Below are 17,240 nucleotides of genomic sequence, written 5' to 3'. Positions count from 1 at the left end.
TAGGTCCGATTCCCAGTGGCGGGGCGTCAGTATGCCGCGACGGCCGCCGCTTCCAAGGCTTCCATCGTGCCCTGGATGTCAGAGGGATCGGCGTAGAAATCGATCATGATCTGCCAGAACCCGGCACCGACCGTGCCTCCGAAGGCGCTCGGCGTGAGATCGGACATGTCGAATCGGAACGTCTCGGCACCGGTCAGGGCCTCGGCGATCTGGCGCGCCGTGTCGTCGGGATACAGCGACGTGTCGACGTTGTTGTTGGGCGAGGTGAGACCACCGTTGGGCACCCAGATCTCGGCCGCCCCGGGCGACGCCAGGTACTGCATGAGTGCGTCGGTCGCTTCGTCGTCGACGAACTGGATGGCGACATCGCCGCCGCCCACGACGGCCGGAGTCGAACCGTTGATCGACGGGAAGTCGTAGAAGAGCGCGTTCTCGCCGACGACCGAGTTCCCGTCATCGGTGATGTTGCCCGCGACGAAGTCACCCTCGTAGACGGTGCCGGCCTGCGGGTCTGCGCCGAAGACGGCCGTGACGCTCTCGGGGAAGGTCCGCTGGGCGCCGCCGGGCTGCAGCACATCGCTCGACCACAGCGTCGCCATGACCTCGAGGGCCTCCGCGACCGACGGATCGGTCCACGGGATCTCGTGGTTCGTGAGCTGGTCGTACTTCTCGGCACCGGCCGTGCGCAGGTAGACGTTCTCGAACCAGTCGGTCAGCGGCCAGCCCACGTCGGCGCCGACCGAGATGCCCGAGTATCCGGAATCCTGCACGAGCTGGAGCTGCTCGAGGAAGCCGTCCCAGTCCTCGGGCTCGGATGCTCCCGCTTCGTCGTAGATGTCGGCGTTGTACCAGACGGTCGACTTGTTGGCAGCCTTGAACCACACCCCGTACAGCTCGCCGTCGACCGATCCGAGGTCGATCCAGCTGTCGGAGTAGTTCTCTTCGACGGCGCTGCGGGCTGCGTCGCTCAGCGGGATGAGATCACCGGCGGACGCGAGCGACTGCATGAGCGCCGGCTGCCCGATGACCGCCACATTGGGCGGCGAGCCGCCCTCGAGCTGGCCCTGCAGATACGTCGGTCCGTTGTCCCCGAAGCTCGTGTAGTCGACCTGGGCGCCCGTATCCTCCGAGAACTTCTGCAGCACCGCTTCGAAGTTGGACTGTTCAGCTCCCGACCACGCTGCGGCGACCGTGAGGGTCTGCCCCGAGAAATCTCCCTCGACGGTTTCTCCGCCACCGTCCCCTCCACCGCCGGCGCATCCGGCGACGAGAAGACCGGCGGCTCCGAGTGCGACGACGGAAACGGCACTGCGAGTACGGCTGCGTGCGTTCATCTGCGATCCCCTTCGGTGTTGCGGTGTGCGTGCTGTGTCGCGGGAGCGATGCGAATCCCTCCCACGTGGGTCACCGTAGGACTCCACGTCGCGCGCGGCAAGCCCCCCGCCGCCAGCGCGATCACATCGATATACTCCCGCACACGCACGAAGACCCCCGGGCGAACCCGGGGGTCTTCGATGTCGCATCAGACGACGGGGAGATCTCGACTCGGCCGCTGCGCGGCATCCGGGATCTCTTCGTCGGTCGTGATTACTTGAGGGTGACGCTCGCGCCGGCCTCTTCGAGCGAAGCCTTCGCCTTCTCAGCGGCTTCCTTGGTCGCGCCCTCGAGCACGGCCTTGGGAGCGCCGTCGACGACGGCCTTGGCCTCGCCGAGACCGAGCGAGGTGAGCTCGCGAACGACCTTGATGACCTGGATCTTCTTGTCACCGGCGGCCTCGAGGACGACGTCGAACGAGTCCTTCTCTTCGGCCTCTTCGGCGGGTGCGCCACCGGCCGGTGCGCCAGCGGCGACGGCGACGGGAGCGGCAGCGGTGACGTCGAAGGTCTCCTCGAAGGCCTTGACGAACTCGCTGAGCTCGATGAGCGTGAGCTCCTTGAACGCGTCGAGCAGCTCGTCAGTGCTGAGCTTTGCCATGATGTGTCTCCTTGTATCTCGATACGGCCGCTTCGCGGCCTACTCGATAACCGATTGATACGGCCGCTTCGCGGCCTACTCGATAACCGATTGTTTGTTTATGCCGAAGCCCGATGTCAGGCCGCGGACTCCTGCTTCTCGCGCAGCGCGTCGACCGTGCGAACGGCCTTCGACGGGAGCGCGTTGAAGACGTATGCCGCCTTGGTCATCGTGGCCTTCATCGCGCCGGCGAGCTTCGCCAGCAGGACTTCACGGCTCTCGAGCTCGGCGAGCTTGTTGACCTCATCCGCGGTCAGAGGGTTTCCGTCGAAGAAACCGCCCTTGATCACGAGAAGAGGGTGTGCCTTGGCGAAGGCGCGCAGACCCTTCGCGACGGCGACCGGGTCACCGTGCACGAACGCGATGGCCGACGGACCCTTGAGGTCGTCGTCCAGCGACGTGATCCCCGCGTTGTTCGCGGCGATCTTGGTCAGCGTGTTCTTCACCACGGCGTATTCCGCGTCCTGACGAATGCTGTTGCGCAGCTCCTTGAGCTGGGCAACCGTCAGACCGCGGTACTCGGTCAGCAGAACGGCGGTCGAGTCCTCGAAATTCTTCGTGAGCTCGGCGACCGATGCATCCTTCTGCGCCATGGCCACTCCTTGTGTGTACGAGACGCTCCGCGATGACGGTGCGCCGGCCGCAGACATCTGGTTCTTCCCGCAGGGAAATGAAAAGAGCTCCGGCGCAAGCGCACGGAGCTCTGGAAGAAGTTCGTGTCACCTGCGCGGGCCCCTGCATTTCGCAGAGCTTCGATCGATGTGCGCTCACACGCACGCCGATGACCGGCGGTCTTTGGCTTCGACCAGAGTACGTGAGGACGCGTCGCTCACCAAATCGGAGCTTCCTCCCCACCGCGGTGCCGCGACGCCCTGTCCACCGACGTTGCTCTCACACACGGTGGACACGCGCCGCACGTCGGATGCCCGCCGTACCGTCCCGGCATGCTCCGACTCATCGGCCCAGACGAACATCCCGCAGATCCCGCGTATCGCGTGCCCTGGCGGGTCGATCGATCGAATCCGCCGTGGTGCCGCGTCGTCAACGAGGGACCCGACGAGCTCACGCACGTCTCGACGCAATTCTTCGGCGACGGGTGGATGGAGCCCGCCATTCCGCGCGCGTCGATCCGACCCGGGCAGAGCCTGCGGATCGCCCTGTGGCCGAACACCGTCGACTCTGCACGCATCACGGTGCACTGGCGGGTGGGGCCCACTGCCGAGTACGCTTGGACCTTCGTGATGTAGTCAGGCGATCCGGTCGCGCGGCCGCCAGAAGCGCGCGTCGACCTCGGACACGCGCGTGGGCCGGTCCTCCCCCGTGAGGGCGTACGGATCGATGCCGCGGAACAGCTCCCCCAGGTCGACCTCGAGGACACCCGCGATCTTGAGCACCGTGAGCAGTCGCGGATTCGACCCCCTCTCGATCTTGCGGATGTTCGACACGTCGAGGTCGGCGACGGCAGCGAGGCCCTCGGCCGTGAGCTTGCGTGCCATCCGGTGGGCCGTGAGGCGACGACCGAGCTCGACACGAGGGTCGATGTTCTTCGAGGGCACTCTTCAGTGGTACCGAGCGTCGAGTGTAAAGGCGAAGGTTCACAGACAAGGGGTTATAAACCTCCGCGGGTTCCGCCCTCCGGGATCGCCGGCGGAGCACTCACCCCGACTCGGTCGCGAGCCCGGTTTCGAGATACAGCGCCGTCGCCTCGGCCCGACTGCCCACGTCGAGCTTGCGGTAGATCTTCGCGACGTGGAACTTGACGGTGTTCTCGCTGATGGCCAGCGCTGTGGCGATCGCACGGTTGCGACGGCCGGTCGCGAGGTGCGCGAGCACTTCGACCTCCCGCGGGCGCAGGCCCCACTGGGTCACCGCCGCCACGGCGCGCGGAGGATCGAGCGGAAGGACGATCGCGATCTCCGTCCCCCATCCCGGTGTCGCCTCGACCGACAGCCGGCCGTCGAGCGCATGCACGCGGTGCCGGATGAGCTTCAGCTGCGACGAGGCGTCCGACAGATCCCCCGGTCCGTCGTCGCGCATGTCGATGAGCAGGTTGGTCCCGTCGCAATCCCACTGGACGCGCACGCGGCCCACCCGCGGACGATCGATGAGCGCGAGGATCGACCCCCGCACAACGGCACGGGCTCCCTGCGCGACTTCGCTCGGCAGGGGCCGCCCATCGGCAGGCGGCTCGACGAACTGTACGTCGATCTCGCGATACCGCACGAGCGGCCGCAGATCGTCGCGGAGGCGCTCGAACGCCGTCGTCACGGGCTCCTCGGTGGCGGTCCTGACGCGATCGCTCGCGGTGCGCAACTGCACGAGCCCGGATGCCGCGATCCCCGTCGCCGTCTGCCGCGCCGATCGATCGTCGAGCGATGCCGACCGAAGCGCCGCGAGGACCGATTCCAGCGTCGTGGAGTACTCGTCCGCGAGCTCTGTCAGCGCTTCCATCCGCTCGCCCGCGCTCGCCCGCGCGAGCGTGAGGTAGTCAGGGGTCGCCGCATCAGCGAGCTCCTGCACGCGCAGCGCGACGACGTTCCACAGCTGGAGGACCGTCGCGGCGCGGTCGTCGGCGGAGCCGGCCCCGTTCTGCGGGTTCGCCATGACCATCAGCGCACCGTTTCGCGAGACGACCTGCAGCACCGGGACCGCTGTGCCGGCGGCATCCATCTCACCCACCGCGACGGTGTCGGGGTGCTGGGTCCGGCGCAGATCGTCGAGGGCGAGGAAGGACACGCGCTCGACGAAGGCGGGGTCTCCCACGCCCCGTCGATGCCCTCCCCCGGCGTCGGCGGCGAGGATGATGAGCCCGTCGTGCGGCACGAAGGCGGCGAGCAGTTCGGACAGCCGCGCGGGGAGCGCCGTGGCGGGTACCCCCACGACATCGGCGAGATCTCGCAACGTGTGCTCTGTGCAGGCGTGTCCTCCGTCGGGCATGACCTCACGGTACGCGCCGCCCACCCGTTCGGGTAGTCCTGACAGTTCGCCCGGCGGATCGCGCCACCCGTCCCGATGGGCGAATCTGGACACACAGCGGGTGATACCGAAGAAGAAGGAGGACGACGATGTCAGCCAACAGAGCAGTGGCCTACAAGGGTCCCGGCATGGTCGAGGTCATCGACACCGATTTCCCCGAGTTCGAGCTCAAGGACGGGCCGGGGGTCAACCCCGCGAACGTCGGGCGCAAGGTTCCGCACGGCGCGATCCTGCGTACGGTCGCGACGAACATCTGCGGCTCGGACCAGCACATGGTGCGCGGTCGCACGACGGCACCGGCGGGACTCGTCCTGGGGCACGAGATCACGGGCGAGGTCGTCGAAGTCGGTCCCGACGTCGAATTCATCAGCGTCGGCGACATCGTCTCGGTCCCCTTCAACATCGCGTGCGGGCGGTGCCGCAACTGCAAAGAGGGCAAGACGGGCATCTGCCTCAACGTCAACCCGGACCGTCCGGGCAGCGCATACGGCTACGTCGACATGGGCGGGTGGGTCGGCGGACAGGCGGAGTACGTGCTCGTGCCGTACGCGGACTGGAACCTGCTGCGCTTTCCCGATCGCGACCAGGCTCTCGAGAAGATCCTCGACCTGACGATGCTGTCCGACATCTTCCCGACCGGCTTCCACGGCGCTTACACGGCGGGAGTGGGCCCGGGCTCCACCGTCTACATCGCGGGTGCGGGTCCCGTCGGCCTCGCCGCCGCCGTCGGCGCGCAGCTGCTCGGTGCGGCCGTCGTCATCGTCGGAGACCTCAACGCCGATCGGCTCGCCCAGGCGCGCTCCTTCGGCTGCGAGACGGTCGACGTGTCGCAGGGCGACCCCGCCGCGCAGATCGAGCAGATCCTCGGCGTGCCCGAGGTGGACTGCGGCGTGGACGCGGTCGGATTCGAAGCACGAGGACACGGATCGGATGCCGCGCACGAGGCGCCGGCGACGGTGCTCAACTCGCTCATGGACATCACCGCGGCGGGCGGCGCGCTGGGCATCCCGGGCCTGTATGTCACGGGGGATCCGGGTGGGATCGACGAGGCCGCGAAGGTCGGGTCGCTCTCGATCAACCTCGGTACCGGCTGGGCGAAGTCGCTGTCGTTCACGACCGGGCAGTGCCCCGTCATGAGATACAACCGGCAGCTGATGATGGCGATCCTCCACGACAAGGTGCAGATCGCGAAGGCCGTGAATGCCACGCCGATCTCGCTCGAGGACGCACCGAAAGGCTACGCCGAGTTCGACCAGGGCGCCGCGAAGAAGTACGTCCTCGATCCCAACGGCTACATCAAGACCACCTGAACGCACACCAACGAAAGGACCACCCCATGACGAACGTCACTCTCGCCGACGCGCGCCGCGTGATCGAGGCCGCCGAGAAGCGGGCCGTCGAGATCGGTCAGCCCATGAACATCGCCGTCGTCGATTCCGGCGGCAACCTCGTCGCCCACGTCCGCCAGGACGGCGCCTGGATCGGCAGCGTCAACATCTCGATCAACAAGGCCTGGACCTCGAAGGCCTTCGACATCTCGACGAAGGACCTCGGCGACAACTCTCAGCCGACCCAGCAGTTCTTCGGCATCCAGAACACCAACGGCGGCAAGGTGGCGATCTTCGCCGGCGGCATCCCGCTCTCCAAGGACGGCGTCGTCGTCGGCGCGGTGGGAGTCTCGGGCGGCTCGGGAGAGCAGGACCACTCGGTCGCCGAAGCGGGCGCTGCAGCGTTCTGACGCCGCGGCACCGGCCTCATACGCCGCGGACGTGACGTCGGCGCATGAGGCCGTGCTCCGCGCCGACGGCGGAATGCGGCGGTCAGCGCGTGCCGGGTCATGCCCGTCGCCGGGTCGGCGTAGGGTCGAAGCCGTGACCCCCGAACTCGCCGCGCGCATCGTCGCGGACTCCCGTGACCGGGTGGCGTGGGTGCGGGCTCGCTCGCGGGGGATCACGGCGACGGACGTCGCCGCACTCACGTCAGAGCGTGCGATCCCTCGCGCGGCAGACGCGAAGCTGCTCGGCTCCGGCTTCTCGGGCAACGCCTACACGGCGCATGGTCGTCGGCGCGAACCCGAGATCGCCGCATGGGTCGCCGCGACGCACGGCATCCAGCCCTCTTCCGCGCTGTTCCACGCCGCCGTCGAGAAGCGCCATCTGGCCACACCCGACGGCGTCGCGGTGGACGGCCGTGGGCGCGTGACCCTCGCCGAGATCAAGACGACGAACAAGCCGTGGCGCAGCATCCCGCGCACGTATCTGCGTCAGATCTTCTGGCAGCAGCACGTCCTCGGCGCCGAGCGCACTCTCGTCGCCTGGGAGCAGCACGACGATTTCGTGCCCGTCGCCGATGAGCCCCGCTGCGCGTGGGTCGATCGCGACGAAGACGAGATCGCCAAGCTCGTGCAGCTGGCGACGTCGCTCATCGACGAATTGCACCGGCGTCACCTGCGCGGACGGCCCGAGAGCGATCGGATGCCGCAGCCCGCTGCCCCGCGTCACCCGTTCCGCGCGCTCGCCCTCGCCGACTGACCGCCGCCATACGCCTACCCCGTGAGGTCGGCGTCAGCGTGATCAATAGTTGACAGAAGTCAACGACATGCATATCGTTGACCTTTGTCAACTTTCGCGCCAGTGCTGCCGCGGTTCTCCTCGACGAAGGACGCCCATGGCAGCCAAGACCCCCGCGCTCACCGAATCCGGCATGACGCACCGCCAAGTGCTCCAGGCCCTTTCCGGCCTGCTGCTGGGCATGTTCGTGTCGATGCTCGCCTCGACCGTCGTCTCGACCTCGCTCCCCGTGATCGTCCACGATCTCGGCGGGGATCAGGCCGCCTTCACCTGGGTCGTGACGGCGACCCTGTTGACCACGGCGATCTCGACCCCGATCTGGGGCAAGCTCGCCGACCTGTTCAACCGCAAGCTCCTCATCCAGCTCGCGATCGCACTCTTCGTCCTCGCGACCGCGGCGGCCGGATTCGCCCAGGATCCCGGCACGCTCATCGCGTTCCGGGCCGTGCAGGGCCTGGGTGCCGGCGGTCTCGCGGCGCTCAGCCAGATCATCATGGCCGACATCATCAGCCCGCGCGAGCGCGGCCGGTACATGGGACTCTTCGGCGCCGTCATGGCCCTCGCGACGATCGGCGGCCCGCTCCTGGGCGGCGTCGTCACCGACTCGCTCGGCTGGCGCTGGAACTTCTACATCGCGATCCCCTTCGCGATCGTCGCGCTGATCCTGCTGCAGGTGACCCTGCACGTGCAGCAGACGAAGCGGAAGGCGCACATCGACTATCTCGGCATCGTCCTGCTCTCGGCGGCCGTCTCGCTCCTGCTCATCTGGATCACGAACGCCGGCACGGACTACGAGTGGTGGAGCCTGACGACGATCCTCATGGTCGGCGGTGCGCTGATCTCGACGGTGGTGTTCGTCGTGGTCGAGCTGCGGTCGCGCGAGCCGCTCATTCCGCTGCGCATGTTCCGCAACCGCACCTTCACGCTCTCGGTCCTCGCCTCGATCGCGACCGGCATCGCGATGTTCGGCGCGTCGGTGTTCCTCAGCCAGTACATGCAGATGGCACGCGGCGCGACGCCGACCGAAGCCGGGCTCATGACGATCCCCATGATCGGCGGACTCCTCGTCTCATCGGTCGTCGTCGGCCAGCTGATCAGCCGTTTCGGCAGGTGGAAGAGCTACCTCGTCGTCGGATCGATCCTGCTCATCGCGGGTCTGTGGCTGCTCACGACGATCGAGTACGACACGAACTTCGTCCTCGTCTCGATCTACATGTTCCTCATGGGCGCCGGCGTCGGCATGACGATGCAGAACCTCGTGCTCGTCGTTCAGAACACCGCCCGACCCGAAGAGATCGGCGTCGCCTCATCCGGCGTCACCTTCTTCCGCAGCCTCGGCGGCACGGTCGGCGTGTCGGTCATGGGTGCGGCTCTGGCCACGACCGTCGCCGACCTCTTCACATCGAGCAAGGAGGCCCTGGCCACGGCCATCGAGAGTCTCGGTCCCGAGGGGGCCGCCGTCGCGGAGCAGCTGCAGTCCGGCGCACTCCCCGCCGTCCACTCGCTCCCCGCGAGCGTGCAGGTCATCGTCGAGGACATCTACGCGCAGGGGATCTCGAACTCGTTCCTGATCGCCGTGCCGTTCGCTCTCCTGAGCCTCATCGCGGTCATCTTCCTGCCGAACACGCCCCTCACCCGCATGACGACGAAGGAGCGCCTGGAAGCCGGCGAGGCCGATCTGGCGACGGTGTCGGCAGCCGAAGGGATGAGCTCGATCACAGCGACAGGTCCGATCCCGACGACGGATGCCACGGCTCGCCGCTCGCGCCGCGGCCGCCGCTGATGTCGACCCCGATGACCGGGCCCGACGCGTCTGACACCCGCGCAGACGCCGTGCGGGCGCTCGAGGCCGAGTTCGGCGAGCTGTTCACCCACGTGCGCCGACTCCTCGCCGGCAACGCCGACCGGATGAGCCCCGGCATGCTGCCCGGCGAGTACAAGGTGTTCACGACGATCGTGCGGCGCGAGCAGGTCACGCTGTCGGCCCTCGCCGACGCCCTCATGGCGGACAAGGGCCAGATCAGCCGCACCGTGCGCGGACTCGAGAAGCAGGGCTTCATCCAGCGCACACCCGATCCCGCCGACGGCCGCTCGAGCCTCCTCTCGCCGACACCGCTCGGCCTCGAACGACTCGCCATCGCCCGCGCGCCGCAGGAGGGCGGCATCCTCACGGCGCTCGAGGCCTGGTCGGTGGACGACATCCAGGATCTGACGCGCCTGCTGCACGCCCTCACGCAGGGAGGACCGCCGGCTCGGTGACGCGCACGGGCCGCCCGACGGCCCGGGAATCCGATTGACTGGATGCTGCGCATCGCGCGCGCACGAAAGGACCCGTCATGACCTCGGCCTCAGCCACCGCCCCCCGCCTTCCGGAGCGCATGCGGGCGATCGTGTTCGACGCGCCGGGCGATCCGTCGGTGCTGCGCGAGACGACGCTCCCCGTCCCCGCTCCCGCGCTCAGCGAGCTGCTCGTGCGTGTCGTCGCCGCCGGCATCAATCCGATCGACGCGAAGACGCGCGGCGGCACGGGCGTCTCGGGACTCATCGAGTCGTTCCCGTCGACGCTCGGCTACGACGTGAGCGGCGTCGTCGTGCGAGCGCCGTACGAATCCCACCCGATGCAGCCGGGCACGCCCGTCTTCGGCATGGTGCCCTTCCCCCGCTCGGGCGGCACATACGCCGAGTACGTCGTACTCCCCTCGCTCTCTGCGGCGCTCAAGCCCGAATCGCTGTCGCACGCCGAGGCGGCCGGGGTGCCGCTCGCGGCGCTCACCGCGTGGGGTCTCGTCGTCGACACCGCCCGGGCGCACGCGGGTCAGCGCATCTTCATCCACGCCGGGGCGGGCGGCGTGGGCCACGTCGCCGTGCAGCTCGCGGCGCATTTCGGAGCGCACGTGACGGCGACCGGATCGGAGCGCAATCTCTCATGGTTGCGCGAGCTCGGTGCATCCGAGGTCGTCGACTACCGCACGACGCGCTTCGAAGACGTCGTGAGCGACGTCGATGTCGTGATCGATCTCATCGGCAACGTGCGCGACGACACCGGCACGCGCTCGCTGGGCGTCCTGCGTCCCGGCGGCCTCTACATCCCCGTCGCGACGGGGTCCTGGCCGGACTACGCCGCCGCGGCGCATGCGGCGGGGGTTCGTGCGACCTCGTACAAGGTCATCCCCGACGGGCGCGCCCTCGCGACGATCGCCGGGCTCATCGACAGCGGCAGCCTGCGGATCCACGTCGACGACGTCTTCGATCTGTCGGATGCCGCCGCGGCCCACGCGCTCCTGGAGCAGGGTCACGCGCGCGGGAAGATCGTCCTTCGCGTCAGCGACGACTGATCACGCGTCAGGCGGGGCGGTAGGTCGAGACCATCGGGCAGTCGAACGGGTCGCGCGCGGCCAGCCCCACGCGGTTGAGGTACTCGATCACGATGCCGTAGGACTGCAGGATCGTCGTCTCGGTGTAGGGCACGTTGAGCGTGCGGCACTGCTCCATGACGATCTCGCGCGTCTTGGCGAGGTGCGTGCGCGGCATGCTCGGGAACAGGTGGTGCTCGATCTGGTAGTTGAGTCCGCCCATGAGCCACGTCGCCCACCAGCCGCCCGAGACGTTGCGCGAGGTGCGGACCTGCTTCGTGAAGAAGTCGAGCTTCGCATCGGGCGCGATGACGGGCATCCCCTTGTGGTTCGGAGCGAACGACGCCCCCATGTAGACGCCGAAGACGGCGAGCTGCACGCCGAGGAACGCGAACGCCATTCCGAGCGGGAGGAAGAAGAAGACGGGACCGACGAAGACGGTGAACCGCAACGCGATGAGGCCGAGCTCGCGCCAGCGGTCCTTGACGGGACCGCGGCTCAGCAGGTGCTTCAGGCCCAGGTAGTGCAGGTTGAGTCCCTCGAGCGTGAGGAGCGGGAAGAACAGCCACCCCTGCTTGCGCGTGATCATGCGGCGCAGGCCGCGTGCCGTCGCCGCATCCTCGTCGAGGAACGAGATCGTGTCGATCTCGATATCGGGGTCCTTGCCGACGCGGTTCGGGTTGGCATGGTGGCGCGTGTGCTTGGTCGTCCACCACGACAGGCTGATGCCGACGATGCCGTTCGCGAGCAACCGGGCGAGCCGGTCGTTGGCGGGCCCGGCCGTCAGGATCTGTCGGTGGGCGGCTTCGTGCGCGAGGAAGGCGACCTGGGTGAACAGAATGCCGAGGGCACCCGCGATCAGCAGCTGGAACCAGCTGTCTCCGAGCAGCACGAAACCGGTGATGGCGCCGCCGAAGCCCAGAGCGATCAGGACACCGACGAAGGCGTAGAACCAGGGCGCACGACGCAGCAGACCGCTCTCGCGCACCACCTGAGCCACATCCGTGTATGCCCGCGCCATCGGCGGGAAGTCAGCGGTGCCGGCGTAGGTCTGCCGAACAGGACCGAGCCGAGGCTCGAGGGTGGTGGCGGAGATGAACGCACCTGCTCTTTCGATCGGGACCAGTCGGCCGCAAAAGCCAAAGGCAGTCGCCGATCGCTGAGGTCTACGCTACGCGGCCCACATGTCGCGGACGGCATGTTGAGCGGGTCAGATCACGCGGTCGTTGCCGCCGTCGACGCTCAGGTGCGCGCCCGTCGTCGCGGGGAACGATTCGCAGAACGCCACGACCGCCTCGGCCACCGTCGCACTGCGCACCTCGACGCGCAGCAGGTTGCGCGTGCGGTACTGGTCGACCGTCAGGCCGTAGTGCGCGGCTCGCGCCTCGAGCAGCTCGGGGCTCCAGATGGCGGTGTCGAACACCGCATCCGGTTCGACCTGGTTGACGCGAATGCCGTCCTCTGCCCACTCCAGTGCGGCGACCCGCGCCAGCTGTGCCGCGGCGGTCTTGCTCGCCGAGTAGGCCGCGACGCCCGGGCCGGGCGCTGCGACGTTCTTCGTCGACACGAGGACGACGCGACCGCCGCGCGGCGAGCGCGCGAGGAGCGGATGCACCGCCCTCAGCAGTCGCGCCGGGGCGGTGACGTTGACCCGGAAGGCCCGGTCCCACACGTCGTCGTCGAGCTCGGCGATGGGCTGCGAGGGCGGGAAGATACCCGCCGCGATCACGACGATGTCGACTCCGCCGAACTCGCGCACGGCGAGATCGAGCGCTTCGTCGATGACCGCGGAATCGCTCACGTCTCCGACGACGCCGCGCCATGCGTCACCGGCCACGACCGAGGTCACGTCGGGCGAGAGGTCGATGCCGACGACGGCGGCGCCCTCGGCCGACAGCTGCTCGGCGACGGCGCGGCCGATGCCCGACGCGGCGCCCGTCACGATGGCTACTTCGCCCGTGAGCGGCTTGCGTGTGCGCCCGGCGAGCTTGGCCTGCTCGAGGCTCCAGTACTCGATGTCGAACGAATCCGCTTCGTCGAGCGAGCGGTACCCACCCAGCCGGTCGGCGGCGTCGATGACGTCAATCGTGTGCAGCGCGACATCGGCGGTGACACGAAGCGCCGCGACGGACTCCCCCGCGAAGAGGCAGCCGAGGGCGGGGTCCATGATGACGCGCGGCGCCGGATCCAGCGGCGTGATCCCGGTCGTCGCGCGGGCGCGATTGCGGTCGACGTACGCACGGTAGGCCGCCGCATACGCGTCGACATCGCGCCCCACGAGGGGGCTGCGCTTCGTATACAGAACGTGCTCGGGCGTCGCCGTGCCGCGACCGGTGAGCTCGGTGAGATCGGCTCGGCGCGCGAACGCGTCGGCGCGCGCCGAGGCGGACTGCCGCAGCAGCATCGGACGCCCGGCCGCCTCGGACACCGCCTGACGCAGCGACGCGATCTCCGCGGAGTCGCCGGTTCGGGCGACCGTCGCGCCCGGGTCGCCCCAGTTCGCCACTCCGACGGCGGCCGACGCACGGTCGACGAGCTCGCGGTGCCGCGCGAGAACGGCGTCGGCGTCGTCACCGAAGGTGAAGAGTCCGTGGTTGGACAGCACGACGGCGTCGGCTCCACTCACATCCGTGTTCGCGATGAGGCGGGCGAGCGGGAATCCGGGCATGACGTACGGCAGCACGAGGACACCGTCGCCGAGAGCTTCGGCGATGTCCGCGGCCGCGACGTCGCGGTTGGTGAGCGACACGATCGCGTCGGCGTGCGAGTGCAGAACCACCCTGCCCGGCAGATACGCGTGCAGCAGCGCCTCGATGGAGGCCGTCGGCGCCGACGCGTCGAGCGAGGCCTGGCGCAGCTCGTTGACCATCGTCGCGTCATCGAGCTCGTCGAGCTGCAGGATCTCGTCCAGTCGCGCGCGACGCAACGGCGCGAACCCGGCCGCCTCGATCGTGCCGAGGTTCCAGCCGCTGCCCTTGACGAGCACGAGATCGACGGGCGCGCCCGTCACATCCACGCCGACCGTCTTGATCGAGGTGTTCCCCCCGCCGTGGAGCACGTACGAAGGGTCACCGCCGAGGTCGCGACTGACGCGCACGATGTCGTCGAGGGCGGTCCGGTGGTCGATCGAAGTCATGCTGAGGCCTCCCAGACCGCATCCATCGCCGCGAGCACGCGGTCGAACGTCGCCGCCTGCCGCTCGTAGTCGACCGCGCACTCGCCGGGGACGACGACGAGCGCGGGGTCGGGTTCGGTGTTCCACGCGCCGGTGTCCATGCCGACGCCACGCGCTGCCAGCCAGGCGACGCCACGCGCGCCGAGCTCGGTGCCGAGCTGTCGCCGCATGGGGTGGCCCACGACATCGGCGAACATCTGCGCCCACAGCGCGTTCTTCGCGCCGCCTCCGGCCAGTGTCCACGGACCGTCCGAGACGGCGGCACCGCTCGAGCGCACCTTGTCGAGCTGGACACGGTGGTATTGGGTGATGCCCTCGGCCACGGCGCGCGCGACGTGCGCGTACCCGTGACTGCCCTTGATGCCGATGAACGTGCCCGAAGCGCCGAGGTGCTCGGGAGCGCCGTGGATGAACGGCAGGAAGAGCAGCCCGTCGGCGAGCGGCGGCGCCTTGTGGCCCGCGTCGAGCAGGTCGCGGGGAGTGACGGGAATAGTCGCGCTCGCGCCGAGCAGCCCGGCGGCCCACTCGATGCTGGCAGCCGATGTCGGGGCGACCTCCATCGCGAGCATCGCGGTCGGATCGGGCAGGAGGGCGTTGATCGTCACGCGCGGCGGCTCGGTGTCGGCGGGCACGACGACGCTGTTGATCGCCCAGGTGCCCACGATGACCGTGACGTCGCCGAGTGTCGTCGAGCCTGCTCCGAGCGGGCTGGCGACGCAGTCCATGCAGCCGGCGACGACGGGCGTGCCGGCGGGGACACCCGTGCGAACCGATGCCGCCTCGGTGACCGCGCCCGCGATGTCGTCCGAGCTTCGCAGCTCGGGGAACAGGCGCGCCGTGTCGGCGGGAAGGCCCAGCAGATCGAGCACGGCCGGCTCGTAATCGCGGGTCTTCAGGTTGACCAGGCCGCATCCCGACGAATCGGACAGGTCAGCGCTCGCCGTTCCCGTCAGACATGCCGTGAGCCAGTCCTTGCACGTGAGAGCCCAGCGGGCGCGAGCGAGCGTCTCCGGCTCGTTGTCGTGCAGCCAGCGCAACACGACGGCAGGCTGCGCGGCCCAGGGCATCGATCCCGTCAGCAGGCGCACCCGCTCGACCTCGTCGGCATCGAGCGCCGCCACGACGCCCTCGGCTCGGTGGTCGGTCGACGCGATCGCGGCGCGCACGGGACGAAGATCCTCGTCTGCCAAGTACAGTCCGTTGCCGTGACCGGTCGCGCCGATCCCGGCGATGGTCCAACCCTCGCGTTCCAGCTCCGCCGTGAGATCGCGCAGCACGTCGGCGACGACGTCCCACAGCGCGTCCATGTCGACTTCCTGGCGTTCGCGCGACACCGCGACACGCGGATTGGGGGCCGACACGGTGCGGATCTCACGCCCGGACTCGTCGAAGGCGGCGGCCTTCGCCGAGGTCAGCCCGACATCGATGCCGATGACACAGGTGCTCATGATGGTTGTCGTCCTCTCCGCGCTCAGGGCGTTCCGGCCACGGCGGGCCGCGTTCGCAGCGCCCTCGGCACGAAGCGGCGAGCCGATTCACGGTAGCGCGCGATCTCGGACTCGGCGTGCTCCGGCGTCCACCCGGCGTAGGCGACGAGCACGGCGGCGGCTCGCGGCGCGCACGCGAGGCCGACGTCGCCGTTCAAGGCGATCACCGTTCGGCGCAGCAGGACGTCTTCGAGGCTCAGAGCCCCCTCCTCGCGCACGGCGTGCACGATCTCGGCGGCGATCGCGCCCGTTTCGTCGTCGATGACCTCTGCGAGGGTGGGATCGGATGCCGCGAGCATCTCGATGTCGCGAGCGAGCGCTCCGTAGACGTCGGCCAGTCGCGCGGCGCTGCGTGCGGGAAGCGCACTGCGCGCGACGAACGAGGCACGGAAGCGGGCGACGCTCTCGGCGGGAGCACCGGGGAAGCGCGCCTCGCGTGTCGGCGACGCTTCGCGCGGCATCCCGAGCTGCTTCTCGATCTTGCGCAACACCTGCTCACCGAGGGCACGGTGCGTCGTGTACTTGCCGCCGATGACAGTCAGAAGCCCCGCGGAGTCGCCGTCGTGGGTGACGATCTCGCTGTCGCGGCTGACCGACGAAGGGTCGGTGAGGTCGGCGACATAGGGCAGCGGGCGGACACCCGAATACGACCAGAGCACGTCGTCGGGGGTGAGTCCCGCGTCGGGGATGATCGCGTTCACCGACTCCAGCAGGTACGCCACTTCGTCGTCGTCGATCGCGATGTCCTCGATCGATCCGTCGTACGGCAGGTCGGTCGTGCCGATCATGAACCGACCGTCCCACCAGGGCAGCACGAACATGGGCCGGCCGTCCTTCGGGGAGTCGAAGAAGACGCACGTGTCGGGAACGCCGGGGAAGGCGTCCACGATGAGGTGACTGCCCTTGGTCGGACCGATCCGGCGAGCGTGGGAACCGGCGAGGTCCAGCACGGAGTCGACCCAGGGTCCGGCCGAGTTGACGACGACGGGCGCACGCAGTTCGAGGTGCTCCCCCGTCTCGCGGTCGCGGTAGACGACACCGGCGATGCGGCCGCGTTCGCGCAGGAGCGCGGTGACGGGCGTGTGCGTGAGGATCGTCGCGCCGCGCCGGTCGGCGTCGATCGCGAGCTCGAGCGCGAACCGCTCCGTGACGGGGACGTGTGCGTCCTGGAAGAGCCCACCCCAGCGCACGCCCGCACGTGCGACCGACGGCCAGTCGCGCTTGAGTCGACCCGGCAGCACGATGCGGTTGAGCGGCAGGCGCTTGCCGATCGCGAGCACGTCGTGCAGGATCAGCCCGCACGACATGAGCCACCCGGGGGTCTTGTTCCACTTCGCGAACGGGATGAGCATGGGGTACGGCAGCACGAGGTGCGGCGCCGTCTTCAGCAGGATGTTGCGCTCGCGGATCGACTCGAACACGAGCGGGATCTCCAAGCGCGGCAGGTACTTGAGCCCCCCGTGGATGAGCCGGGTCGAGATGGCCGAGGTGCGGGCGGCGATGTCGTCGCGATCGATCATGACGACGTGCAGGCCGCGCGCGGCGGCTTCCCGGGCGATGGCCAGGCCGTTGATCCCCGCGCCGATGACGACGACGTCCGCCGTCCGGGGCGCGCTGTGGGTGCGCAGAGTGGGCATGTGGATCCTTCGACGCTGCGGGCGCCCCG

The 17,240-nt window shown here is 69.0% G+C and carries 16 protein-coding genes; 7 read left to right on the top strand and 9 right to left on the bottom strand.

Translation table 11 applies throughout. From position 1 onward, the window contains the following. Positions 1-26 precede the first annotated feature (26 nt). The 3 genes from ACWICD_RS09800 to rplJ all read right to left on the bottom strand — a co-directional run bounded on the left by ACWICD_RS09800 (position 27) and on the right by rplJ (position 2,606). Positions 27-1,334 carry an ABC transporter substrate-binding protein gene (locus ACWICD_RS09800; protein WP_376125324.1) on the bottom strand — a complete coding sequence of 436 codons (1,308 nt, stop codon included), beginning with the start codon at positions 1,332-1,334 and terminating at the stop codon, positions 27-29. Between the two features lie 253 nt (positions 1,335-1,587). Next, positions 1,588-1,974, bottom strand: a complete 387-nt coding sequence (gene rplL, locus ACWICD_RS09795; RefSeq protein WP_376125322.1) for a 50S ribosomal protein L7/L12 — start codon at positions 1,972-1,974, stop codon at positions 1,588-1,590. Positions 1,975-2,090: 116 nt separating this feature from the next. Continuing rightward, positions 2,091-2,606, bottom strand: coding sequence for a 50S ribosomal protein L10 (gene rplJ / locus ACWICD_RS09790; protein WP_376125320.1), 516 nt, complete (start codon positions 2,604-2,606; stop codon positions 2,091-2,093). 351 nt (positions 2,607-2,957) lie between these two features. Between rplJ and ACWICD_RS09785 the strand changes: the two genes are divergently transcribed. Beyond that, positions 2,958-3,260, top strand: a complete 303-nt coding sequence (locus tag ACWICD_RS09785) for a hypothetical protein (protein ID WP_376125317.1) — start codon at positions 2,958-2,960, stop codon at positions 3,258-3,260. On the opposite strand, the gene ACWICD_RS09780 is transcribed toward ACWICD_RS09785, so the two are convergent. Together ACWICD_RS09780 and ACWICD_RS09775 are read right to left on the bottom strand one after the other, a co-directional pair. Next, on the bottom strand, positions 3,261-3,569 hold the full coding sequence (locus ACWICD_RS09780) for a helix-turn-helix domain-containing protein (RefSeq protein WP_376125314.1): 309 nt from the start codon (positions 3,567-3,569) through the stop codon (positions 3,261-3,263). A 100-nt stretch (positions 3,570-3,669) separates the two neighbouring features. Next, a complete protein-coding gene (locus tag ACWICD_RS09775) occupies positions 3,670-4,950 on the bottom strand; it encodes a LuxR C-terminal-related transcriptional regulator (RefSeq protein ID WP_454140042.1) in 1,281 nt (426 codons plus the stop codon). A gap of 128 nt (positions 4,951-5,078) precedes the next feature. On the opposite strand from ACWICD_RS09775, the gene fdhA reads away from it, so the two are divergent. The 6 genes from fdhA (at position 5,079) to ACWICD_RS09745 (ending at position 10,894) form a co-directional block, all read left to right on the top strand. Beyond that, the gene (gene fdhA, locus ACWICD_RS09770; protein ID WP_376125311.1) at positions 5,079-6,299 is read left to right on the top strand and encodes a formaldehyde dehydrogenase, glutathione-independent; all 1,221 of its coding nucleotides are present in this window, start codon (positions 5,079-5,081) and stop codon (positions 6,297-6,299) included. 26 nt (positions 6,300-6,325) lie between these two features. Further along, positions 6,326-6,727, top strand: coding sequence for a GlcG/HbpS family heme-binding protein (locus ACWICD_RS09765; protein ID WP_376125308.1), 402 nt, complete (start codon positions 6,326-6,328; stop codon positions 6,725-6,727). A 133-nt stretch (positions 6,728-6,860) separates the two neighbouring features. Further along, positions 6,861-7,520 (top strand): YqaJ viral recombinase family protein, encoded by a 660-nt coding sequence (locus ACWICD_RS09760; protein ID WP_376125306.1) that lies wholly within the window; start codon positions 6,861-6,863, stop codon positions 7,518-7,520. Positions 7,521-7,656: 136 nt separating this feature from the next. After that, positions 7,657-9,342, top strand: coding sequence for an MDR family MFS transporter (locus ACWICD_RS09755; protein WP_454140041.1), 1,686 nt, complete (start codon positions 7,657-7,659; stop codon positions 9,340-9,342). A gap of 11 nt (positions 9,343-9,353) precedes the next feature. After that, positions 9,354-9,818, top strand: a complete 465-nt coding sequence (locus tag ACWICD_RS09750) for a MarR family winged helix-turn-helix transcriptional regulator (RefSeq protein ID WP_454140040.1) — start codon at positions 9,354-9,356, stop codon at positions 9,816-9,818. Positions 9,819-9,895: 77 nt separating this feature from the next. Beyond that, on the top strand, positions 9,896-10,894 hold the full coding sequence (locus ACWICD_RS09745) for an NADP-dependent oxidoreductase (protein ID WP_376125298.1): 999 nt from the start codon (positions 9,896-9,898) through the stop codon (positions 10,892-10,894). A 7-nt stretch (positions 10,895-10,901) separates the two neighbouring features. Here the strand turns inward: ACWICD_RS09745 and ACWICD_RS09740 are convergent, their stop codons facing one another. From ACWICD_RS09740 to ACWICD_RS09725, 4 genes are all read right to left on the bottom strand, one after another. Next, the gene (locus tag ACWICD_RS09740) at positions 10,902-11,933 is read right to left on the bottom strand and encodes a fatty acid desaturase family protein (RefSeq protein WP_376125295.1); all 1,032 of its coding nucleotides are present in this window, start codon (positions 11,931-11,933) and stop codon (positions 10,902-10,904) included. A 189-nt stretch (positions 11,934-12,122) separates the two neighbouring features. After that, the gene (locus ACWICD_RS09735; RefSeq protein ID WP_454140039.1) at positions 12,123-14,048 is read right to left on the bottom strand and encodes an SDR family NAD(P)-dependent oxidoreductase; all 1,926 of its coding nucleotides are present in this window, start codon (positions 14,046-14,048) and stop codon (positions 12,123-12,125) included. Then, positions 14,045-15,535, bottom strand: a complete 1,491-nt coding sequence (locus ACWICD_RS09730; RefSeq protein WP_376125290.1) for an FGGY-family carbohydrate kinase — start codon at positions 15,533-15,535, stop codon at positions 14,045-14,047. The genes ACWICD_RS09735 and ACWICD_RS09730 overlap by 4 nt, the downstream gene beginning before the upstream one ends. A 23-nt stretch (positions 15,536-15,558) precedes the next feature. Then, on the bottom strand, positions 15,559-17,211 hold the full coding sequence (locus ACWICD_RS09725) for an FAD-dependent oxidoreductase (protein ID WP_454140038.1): 1,653 nt from the start codon (positions 17,209-17,211) through the stop codon (positions 15,559-15,561). Positions 17,212-17,240 lie beyond the last annotated feature (29 nt).

The sequence above is a fragment of the Microbacterium sp. NPDC055357 genome (genome assembly GCF_053644835.1).
This window is presented reverse-complemented; position numbering and strand designations above follow the sequence as displayed.